Annotated in this window: 10 protein-coding genes; 6 read left to right on the forward strand and 4 right to left on the reverse strand. The window is 66.1% G+C overall.

Annotation, left to right across the window (positions count from 1 at the left end; all coding sequences use genetic code 11):
* Positions 1 to 251: 251 nt before the first annotated feature.
* Both AB0M54_RS46425 and AB0M54_RS46430 read right to left on the reverse strand, forming a co-directional pair.
* The gene (locus AB0M54_RS46425; RefSeq protein ID WP_364479501.1) at positions 252 to 602 is read right to left on the reverse strand and encodes a tyrosine-type recombinase/integrase; all 351 of its coding nucleotides are present in this window, start codon (positions 600 to 602) and stop codon (positions 252 to 254) included.
* A 24-nt stretch (positions 603 to 626) separates the two neighbouring features.
* Entirely contained in the window at positions 627 to 1,832 is a 1,206-nt protein-coding gene (locus AB0M54_RS46430) for an MFS transporter (RefSeq protein WP_364479504.1), read from the reverse strand.
* A gap of 49 nt (positions 1,833 to 1,881) precedes the next feature.
* Here AB0M54_RS46430 and AB0M54_RS46435 point away from each other — a divergent pair, with 49 nt between their 5' ends.
* Complete coding sequence (locus tag AB0M54_RS46435) at positions 1,882 to 2,316, forward strand: helix-turn-helix transcriptional regulator (RefSeq protein WP_364334792.1); 435 nt, start codon at positions 1,882 to 1,884, stop codon at positions 2,314 to 2,316.
* 897 nt (positions 2,317 to 3,213) lie between these two features.
* Here the strand turns inward: AB0M54_RS46435 and sigJ are convergent.
* Positions 3,214 to 4,101, reverse strand: coding sequence for an RNA polymerase sigma factor SigJ (gene sigJ, locus AB0M54_RS46440; RefSeq protein ID WP_364479481.1), 888 nt, complete (start codon positions 4,099 to 4,101; stop codon positions 3,214 to 3,216).
* Positions 4,102 to 4,149: 48 nt separating this feature from the next.
* Between sigJ and AB0M54_RS46445 the strand changes: the two genes are divergently transcribed.
* The 3 genes from AB0M54_RS46445 (at position 4,150) to AB0M54_RS46455 (ending at position 6,089) form a co-directional block, all read left to right on the forward strand.
* Positions 4,150 to 4,491, forward strand: a complete 342-nt coding sequence (locus tag AB0M54_RS46445) for a nuclear transport factor 2 family protein (protein ID WP_364479484.1) — start codon at positions 4,150 to 4,152, stop codon at positions 4,489 to 4,491.
* A gap of 76 nt (positions 4,492 to 4,567) precedes the next feature.
* Positions 4,568 to 5,365, forward strand: coding sequence for a dienelactone hydrolase family protein (locus tag AB0M54_RS46450; protein WP_364479487.1), 798 nt, complete (start codon positions 4,568 to 4,570; stop codon positions 5,363 to 5,365).
* A gap of 184 nt (positions 5,366 to 5,549) precedes the next feature.
* Entirely contained in the window at positions 5,550 to 6,089 is a 540-nt protein-coding gene (locus AB0M54_RS46455; protein WP_364479490.1) for a hypothetical protein, read from the forward strand.
* 227 nt (positions 6,090 to 6,316) lie between these two features.
* Here the strand turns inward: AB0M54_RS46455 and AB0M54_RS46460 are convergent, their stop codons facing one another.
* On the reverse strand, positions 6,317 to 7,231 hold the full coding sequence (locus tag AB0M54_RS46460) for an SMP-30/gluconolactonase/LRE family protein (protein ID WP_364334775.1): 915 nt from the start codon (positions 7,229 to 7,231) through the stop codon (positions 6,317 to 6,319).
* A gap of 87 nt (positions 7,232 to 7,318) precedes the next feature.
* On the opposite strand from AB0M54_RS46460, the gene AB0M54_RS46465 reads away from it, so the two are divergent.
* Together AB0M54_RS46465 and AB0M54_RS46470 are read left to right on the forward strand one after the other, a co-directional pair.
* Positions 7,319 to 7,942 carry a TetR/AcrR family transcriptional regulator gene (locus AB0M54_RS46465; RefSeq protein ID WP_364479492.1) on the forward strand — a complete coding sequence of 208 codons (624 nt, stop codon included), beginning with the start codon at positions 7,319 to 7,321 and terminating at the stop codon, positions 7,940 to 7,942.
* Between the two features lie 357 nt (positions 7,943 to 8,299).
* Positions 8,300 to 9,001 carry a hypothetical protein gene (locus AB0M54_RS46470; protein ID WP_364479495.1) on the forward strand — a complete coding sequence of 234 codons (702 nt, stop codon included), beginning with the start codon at positions 8,300 to 8,302 and terminating at the stop codon, positions 8,999 to 9,001.
* The last annotated feature ends 90 nt before the right edge of the window (positions 9,002 to 9,091 follow it).

Below are 9,091 nucleotides of genomic sequence, written 5' to 3' on the forward strand. Positions count from 1 at the left end.
GGGCCAAATCAAGCCGTCACACCACCGCACGCCTCAACCCCGGCGGGGCCACAGCAGACCGTCCGGGTGGGGCCGCCGGAGACCGTCAGAATCAGTTGAATTCACCGCCGACTCACCCTCGCATGTTTCGACCTATCGGATCCCGCTGCGGGGCTGACTCGACATCGATCCGGCGCACTGACATCGGCTACTGCGTGTTGGCTGATCATGCACCAGATGCCATGTAGGCGGCGACGTTGTAGTTGTTGTAGTTAGGGTGCTGGTCGAGGTTCTTGCGGGCCCCGGTCGTAGCGCATGGTTGTGCGGGAGTCGGCGTGGCGGGCCGCGATCTGCACGTCGCGGAGGCTGACGCCGGCGTCGAGCATGGTCGTAACGAATGTGTGCCTGAGCATGTGCGGGCGCATCCTCGCGATCCGGATTCCTGCCCCTTCGGCCAAGGCCTTCAGACGGCAGGTCGTGGCGTGCCGGTCCACCCTGTCGCCGTAGACGTCGCGGAGGATCGGCCCGTGGTCACGGCCATCGACGGCTTGGTTGATTGCCCGGGCCACCGCCGGTGGTAGTGGGATGAGGACGGTCTTATCGCCCTTGCCGCGAATCTTCAGAACGCGATGGCCGTGTCCCCCCGCCTAGGTTGTCGCAGAGTGCGGTTCTTGAGCGGGCAGAGTGGCTGCCGTCGCTCCGGCGATGAGTACCACTGCGCTGAAGACGTTCATTGCCGTAGTAAGTGAGAGTGCAGCTACTGCTGATGCGGCGGCGAGGGCGCCGGTGACTGCGGCGATGGCGTCGCTGGTGTGGAAGGTGGCTGCGACTCGGCCGAGCATGGCGTTGGGCGTCGCGGTTTGGAGGCGGTGTCCGACGGTGATCAGCGCTACGACTCCGGGGACGCCGGCGGCAGTCACGGCAGCCACAGCGACCGGCAACGTGGTGGCATTGACCATCACCAGGAAGCAGAGTCCCACCGAGGTGTAGGTGACAGTCAGGATGGTGCGAGTGGTGTACCGCAGGATCAAGGGTCGGCTGATCGCGGATCCGGCGAGGTAGCCGACGCCGAGGCCGGTGATCAGGTAGCCCAGAGCGACCCCGCTGGCGTTCAGCCGGTGTGCGGTGAAGGGGACCAGTAATGCGGTCAGCGCGGCGTTGCCGGTCCAGTAGATCCAGCTGCTGGCAAGCAGCCCGCGCAGCAAGGGCTGGCACGAGACCTGGCGTAGACCGTCGCGCAGGTCGTGGGCGACGGGTGCGGCTCGCTCTGCGGGGGAGGCGGTGGCCTCGATCGTGATCCGGTTGAGGACCGCGGCGGCGACAACGTAGGAGAGGGCGTCGGTGATCACCACGGCTTCGAACCAGCCTTGGGCGACCAGGAAGGTTCCGAGCAGCGGCCCGATCATCCGCAGGGAGCTGTCGCTGAAGGCGGACAGCGAGTTGGCCGAGGCGAGGTCTCGCTCGTTGTCCATCAGGGTCGGGGTGACTGCCCGCAGGGCGGGTTGCAGGAAGCACACGGCGGTGCTCTCGACGAACAGCCCGACGAAGATGAGCTCGACGTGAGCCGGGGTATTGGCTGCCAGCATGAGGGTGACCCCGGCCGCGCTGGTGAGGTTCGCCCACACGAGGACCTTCTTGCGGTTCCAACGGTCGATGACGGCGCCCGCCCAGGGGCCGATCAACACTGCAGGCGCGGCTTGCACAGCGAGGGCCATGCCCGAGGAGATCGCCGAGCCCGTCAGCATGAAGACCTGCAACGGCACCGCCATGACCAGCAGCCATGACCCGAACGAGTCGATCGTCGTGGCTGTCCACATCCGGCGGAAGTCGCGTTGGCGCAGGACGGCAGTCATCACGTCCGGAGACTATTTCCTGGAGATAGTCCATGGCAAGATATATTCTATGGAGATAAACGAACTCGGGAGTCTGCTCCGCGATCAGCGAGTGAGCTCCGGACGCACGATTGCCTCCGTCGCGGCAGAGGCCGGTCTGTCGGTGCCGTACATAGCGAATCTTGAGAACGGCCGGGGCAACCCGACGCTGTCCGCCGTCAACCGTCTCACGGCCGTGCTCGGTGTGCGTCTTACCGTGCAGCGCCACCAGGAAGTGGAGTCAGCGGTACTGACCCTGCCCGACACGCTGGTGCACTTCTCGAAATCGCCACAGTTCCTGGCTGAGACGACGCGGTTGGCCCAAGCCGCAAAGGCACCCGCGACAGATACTCGACGGCGGCTGCTGCGCGCCATGGCCGCCATGGGCAAGCTGGCCGACAAGCCACTGCGGGAGCTCGATTGGCAGAGGATCCTCGACACCGTCGTCCTGATTACCCGACACTGATTGCCTTTCCGGAGCCGTAAAGCTCAGTCCAGGCACAGCCGCGATCGATCGCCACGGCGCACTGTTCTCGGCATGAGCGCGCACGGGACCGACGCAGCCAACGGTCACTCCGCGTGACAGCCGCGTCAGGGCTGGCACGCGCGCTCGGCGGCAGAAGAGGACGTCGCATGACTGTTGTTGACGGCCTGCCTACAGGATGGTCGCACGATAGGTTGGCCGTCATGACTCCTCGCACGCCGTGCCCCACGTGCGGCCAAGATTGGATTCGCCCGTACCGATTCAGGGACGACGGCTCGCGCTTCTTCGTCTGTACGGAGTGCGACTCTTTGTGGTGGTCCGAGCAATCGGTCGGGGTCGAACGCCCGGACTTCGTTGATGAGGTCGTGGCCGGACGTCTGGGTATCGTTGGCAACCCGTGGGGAGACCGCGTCTGGAGAGACGTGATGGAGCCTGTACCGGAAAGCGACTGAGCTGCGGACGAGGCCAGCACCCCCGTACCTCCCCTCGTTCGAGGTCCGGGCCGGACTGCCGCCGGCACTAATCGTGACCCGCCGTCGAGAATCCTCAGCGCACCGGATTGCGGCATGAGCGTGCGTTTCCCACCGAGCAGCGGTCGAGCAGAGCATTGGATCCGTACTGGGTCAGCTACGACGCCGTCTGGCAGGAGGCCTGCGAGACCGTCGCCGGTGAGCTCGGGCGCCGATCCTGACCACGACCGGGGCGGCTGGCATCGTGCGCTCTGGGGCGTCGGTACTACGGCCTTGCTGGTCGCTCAAACCTGGACAATTTCGTGTCCCAGGGCGATGTGGAGCTGTGCCTGATCCAGATGGTGCAGTACGCGCACGAAGACGAGTTCCCGGATCCCGAGAGCATCATCGACCGGCGCTGAACGCCGCATCAGCCCGTCGTCCAGAGCCGGAGTTTCTCCGGGTTGCGGACTACCCAGATGCACCTGATCCGGTCGTCGGCGACGGCGAACGCGAACACAGTCAGGGTGCGGCCGTTCTGTTGGGCGACCAGGCCGGGCCGGCCGTTGACAGTGCGTTCCAGGAACGTCATGTCCCTTGGGGCCCGGCGAGCGATCTCGACCCAGGCGCGGGCGATCTGCGCAGCGCCTTCGATCGAATGCAGGAAGGTCGTGGCTAGGCCGCCGCCGTCGGCGATCGCCGTGGCGTCGGAGTCGAGCAGACCGATGAGAACATCGACGTCCTTGGCCTCCCAGGCCGCCTTAAAGGCCCGGACAACGGCGGCCTGCCGGACCGCCGGGGTCGCGGGAGCCTGAGCGGCGCGGATGCGGCGGCGGGCCGAGGACGCCAGCTGGCGGCACGCCGCCGGGGTACGGCCGACGATCTCGGCGATTTCGGCGAACGGGTAGCGGAAGACGTCGTGGAGGATGAACGCGACGCGTTCGGCCGGGGTCATCAACTCGAGCATGACGAGAAACGCCATGTTGACCGACTCGTCGAGCGTGACCCGGTCGGATGGGTCGGCCGGGGTACCGCCGGTCCACTCCGTGCGGTCGGGCAGCGGCTCCGGGAGCCACTCGCCCACGTAGCGCTCCCGGCGGGCCCGGGCCGAGCCCAGCAGGTTGAAGCAGATGCGGCTGGTGACCGTAGTCAGCCAGGCACTGGGAAACTCGATGGCCTCCTGCTGGTCGCGGGGCAGGGCATACCAGCGGGCATACGTCTCCTGCACGGCGTCTTCGGCCTCGGCCAGCGAGCCCAGCAGCCGGTAGGCCAGATTGATCAACTGACGTCGCTCGCTGATGATCGCTCGGGTGGTCATGACCCAGCGGCTCCCACGAACCCATCATCCAATGAGCAGGGGACACCGATGACGGACTTTCAGGCGATCGCGGACCGCGTCGAGATCGAGGCGTTGCGCGGCGAGTTCACCGACGCGGCGATGATGCGCGACCGCGCCCGCCTCGCGGCGCTGTTCACCGACGACGGCACGCTGCGGATGCCGAACATCCCCGCCGAACTCGTCGGCCGGGAGGAGATCCGCGCCGGGGGCGAGCGGCTGCAGGCCCAGTGGGAGTTCTTTGTGCAGAACACCCACCCCGGCACGATCCAGCTCGACGGCGACACCGCGGCCGGCCGCGCCTACATCCAGGAGCTCGTCGCCCGTGCTTCAGCAACCTCATCTGCCGCGAGTTGCTCACTGCCGCGCTGAAGTGGCGGTTACGCATGGTGAGGCGTTGTGTGGATGCCGGGCCACGGCACCGTCAGCTGGCTGATGGAATGGTGTCGTGCAGCCGGACATTGAGTGGTTTGACGATCAGGTCGTCGACGGTGTTGTCGAGCGGCCCTTTCATACGACCCGTTCGGGCCGCTGTGTTCCCGGCGTGTTGTGGCTGCCGCCGTCAATATCGGTCCCGGTACCGCTGGTGCTGGTGGGCCATGGTGGCAGCGGGCACAAGCGCGGCGGCCGGGTGGTCGAGCATGCCCGCTGGTTCGTCGGCCATGCCGGATGCGCCGAGGTCGCGATCGACGGTCCCTACCACGGCGAGCGGGTGCCGGTCGCGATGCCGGCCGCGCAGTATCAGGCCAGGATCGCCGAGGTCGGGATCGAGGTGGCCCTGGACCGGATGGTTGAAGACTGGAGGGCAGCCGTCGATACTGTCACGGCGTGTGGTCAGACCGACCTCGGCAGGCTCGCCTATCTCGGCATGTCCATGGCAGCGCGGTTCGGCCTCGCCCTGGCAGCCGACATGAACGACCGGATGCGCGCCGTGGTCATCGGGAAGTTCGGTCTACAGCAGTGCGCCGCCATGAATCCCGCCATGGCGGCGCCGGACCGGGTCACCGCAGACGCCGGACGCATCACCGCGCCGCTGCTGTTCCACGTCCAGCACGACGACGAGATCTTCCCCCGCGACGGCCAACGGGACCTGTTCGACCTGATCGGATCCCCGATCAAGCGCCTGGTCACCGAGCCCGGCCAGCACGCCCACACCACACCCGCAACGATCGCCGGGTGGCGAACCTTCATCGCCGAGCGCCTGGCCGACGGCACTCCAGAAATCCAGGCTCACCATCACGGATGATCACGTTCCCGGACATGCCGAGATGAGGGCATCCGATTGAGCCGGCTGGTAAGCCATCAAGACGCAATGAGCGACCATGGACAGATGCCTGACGGATGGGGTCGGCGCCCGATCGCCGGATGGTGACCTCAGCGTCTCCGATACTGCCTTGATAACGCCGTGCGATGCGGATACACAGAGCCGCATGTCCACTCTGCTTGTCATCGCCGGGCCACCCGGAGCCGGGAAGTCGACCGTCAGCTCCATCGCTTCTTCCCGTCTCTCGCCTAGCGTCCTGATCCGCGGAGACGCCTTCTTCCGCTTCCTGGACCAGGGTGCGCAGAAGCCGTGGCGGCCAGAGGCGAAGGATCAGAACCAAACGGTCATCCGCGCCTCGGGTGCGGCAGCTGGGAAGTTCGCGCAGGGGGGATACCAGTCCGTCTTCGACGGAGTCATGGGGCCATGGTTCCTGCCGACCTTCTTCGAAGCCACAGGACTGGACGAGTTGCATTACGCCGTTCTGCTGCCCTCGGTAGAACGCTGCGTGCAGAACGTCACCACCCGGGAGGGCCACCGTGACGACGAGCCCGGTACACGGTACATGCACGAACAGTTCGAGCAAGCCCGCATCGACGCCCGGCACCTGATCATCGAGCCAAGGGGGACTCCGGAGGAAGTGGCGACAAGCATCTTGTCTCGCTACCGTCAGGGCGCCTTCGCCTACGGTTCTCGAGACGTCACATAGTCCTGGCGGCCCATCGTGCTGGCGCTGCGCCTAATGCTCGGTCATGCCGCCGACGGCGCGTGCCGGCCAACGACGAGCGTGACGCTCAGTGGTTGGTACGCGCGGCGGTCCGACGTGCTGAACTGCCGATGAGCGTGCATTCGCGGGGCGGGCTCTGTGGGACGAAGCCTCATGTTGGTCGTGGAGTAGGTGGCTGGTGCCGAGACCGGGGGTCCGGGACCAGGTGATCAGGGCCAGCCGACGTGTGGGGCGGGTGCCTCGGTAGCGAGTACCTGTCCTGTTCTTGGGCCGCCGAAGGGATTCTCCGGGTTCCACACCGCGGCCATGATGAACAGCGTTTGTCCGTCCGGGCCGCCGAGCATGCAGGCGAACGGGTCGCGGTCCAGTTCGACGCGGTCGAGGATCTTGCCGCCTTCGGCCACCCGTACGCAGTCCCGTTGCCCTTGGGAGGTCCAGACCGCGCCCTCTGCGTCGATGCAGATTCCGTCCGGGCCAAGGCCGTCGGCGAACACCCGCCGGTTCGACAGCTGCCCGTCCTCGGCGATGTCGAACGCGGTGAGAGTGCCGGTGAAGGATTCCGAGATGATCAGGGTGCGGTTGTCCGGGGTGACCACCATCCCGTTGGGGAAGGCGATGTCGTTGGCCACCTGCCGCGCTTTGCCGTCCGGTGTGATCAATGCGATGTAGCCGGGCACGAAGTCCGGGCGCTGGTGCAGCGGAGTCTGGTCACCCGCGGCCATGTCTTTCATCGCCCGGTCGAGGAACGCCAGGAAGTCGAAGTCGGCGCCGTTGACGTAGACGTTGCCGCGACCGTCGACGGTGATCTCGTTGAACCCGCTCGGCAGCCCGTCGAGGTGTCCATACGGGGTGAGGGATCCGTCCGCATCCTGCACCAGCAGCCGCACCCCGCAGTTGGCCGTGCCCGGAACGATCAGCAGCCTGCCGTCGGGCAGCCAGTCGATGGAGTGCGGGGACACCGTGGCGTCGTCCATCACCACCTCGCTGTTGCCCTCGACGTCGACCGCGACGATCTGGTTGGCGCCCCAGTTGCAGAACCACAACCTGTCGTCGTGCCAGCGCGGGCACTCCCCGATACCGAGCCCGTCGAGCAGTACACGGGTGACCCTTCGCGGTGCCGACACGATCCCTCCCAAAGTAAACTGACCAGTACTCGCAAAACTAGACGGTATAGTACTGACCGTGGCAGGTGCAGCGCCGGGTCGAGGCCAGTGAGCCCACCGGAGACCCGCTCGGCCCGCAAGCGCCGCGCAATCCTGTCAGCGGCGACGGTCGTATTCCTGCGCGAGGGCTACGCCAGCACAACCATGGACCAGGTCGCGGCACTCGCCGAGGTATCAAAGCTGACGATCTACCGGCACTTCGCCGACAAATCAACCCTGTTCACCGAGGTCGTAACGAGCACCGTCGACCACGCCAGCAATGTGGTCCAGCAAGAAGTCCTCGCGCTCGGCCGCACCGATGACCTGGAAGCCGATCTGCGCGCCCTGGCCCGCTGCCAGCTGGGCCTGGTGATGCAGCCGCACCTGCTACGGCTGCGCCGGCTCGTCATCGCCGAACTGGCGCGGTTCCCCGCGCTCGGAAGAATCTTCTACGACCGCGGCCCCGGACGCACGATCGTCACCCTCGCGTCGATCTTCGACAAACTCACCGCCGACGGCATGCTCAGCGCCGAAGACCCACACCTGGCAGCGACCCAATTCAACTGGCTCGTGATGGCCGAACCACTGAACCGGGCCATGCTCCTCGGCGTCGAGGAAACCCCGGCCACAGTGGACCTCGACCGCCACGCCGACCATGCCGTACGGACCTTCCTCGCCGCCTACCGGCCTTGACAAGCAACGGACCTCTGTTCACCGCACGTCGCCGGAGCACCCCACCCGAACCCCCAACCCAGGACCAAGGAGAGTCAGAGTCGAACGATGCGGCCCTGTCCAAATCGCGACGATCTTGGCGTCCTCATCTGCCGCCGAGAGCGCGCCGTGGTCGGCGACGTGCTGTCACGCTCCGTGGCTGACGAGCATGCCTGGCCGACGTCCTGAACCGCCGATGATCGGATGCCTCATCACTGGCCCCGACCGGTCGCATCACGGAGATGGTGGAGGCCACGGCAGCGTGCAACACTCCTCGACGGCCGCTACAGGTTGCGCTCTCGAGCCCGCCGCCAACGGGAGTTTTATAGCCTGGGCCTCGTGGCTGTGATGCGAGCGTTCGAAACTGACGACTACCATCCGGACTACGGGATCTTGATCCTCGCGGACACGAACCAGGCGTGGGACCCGAACGAGGACCCACAAATGCCGCATCACCGCGATCGCGGAGACATGCCGACCGGGGCATTCGCCGGATCGGGCGCCGGCTGGGTCGCTGCTCAGGCCCCTGACCTGTCCGACCACACAGTGCGTATTGAGCTGCACGACGTGCCGCCTGCGGCGGAGCGCGCACACTTCGATGAGATCCTGGAAACACCGTTCCGATCAAGCTCGGGCGAATTGACCCTGACGGACCTGACCGGCGGCTACGGTGAGGCCGACCTTCACCTCGGCGACACGGAGTGGTTCCGTGTACGAGTCGCACGCCGACCGGCTGACGGCGACGGGTACTACTGGCTGATCCAATTCTGGCCGGATCCAACCAGAGAACTGCCCGCCTGGTTCGCCCGAAGCTCCCAGATGGGAGATCGGACCTCGGGTGTGGCCAGCGACATCGAAGCGCTACTGAGATGGACTCCTCAGCTGCCGCTGGAGACCAGCGTCGACGATCTGGCCCAGCGACTTCTCGTCAGCGGCACAGCCGTACGCAAAGCGCTGGCAGTCGCTGAAAAAGACGGCTTACTGCATATCGACGGTGACGATCCGCTACGGCTATCACTGGAGCGCAAAACCGACTCCTAAGCGGGTAGGCAAAGGTTCGGTACATAACTGGTGATGGGCTGTCAGCGAACACGCTCAGCGAGAGGGACATACCAACGAAAAGACCCCGTC

The sequence above is a fragment of the Actinoplanes sp. NPDC051470 genome, from assembly GCF_040682035.1.
In the GTDB taxonomy this organism is placed as follows: Bacteria; Actinomycetota; Actinomycetes; order Mycobacteriales; family Micromonosporaceae; genus Actinoplanes.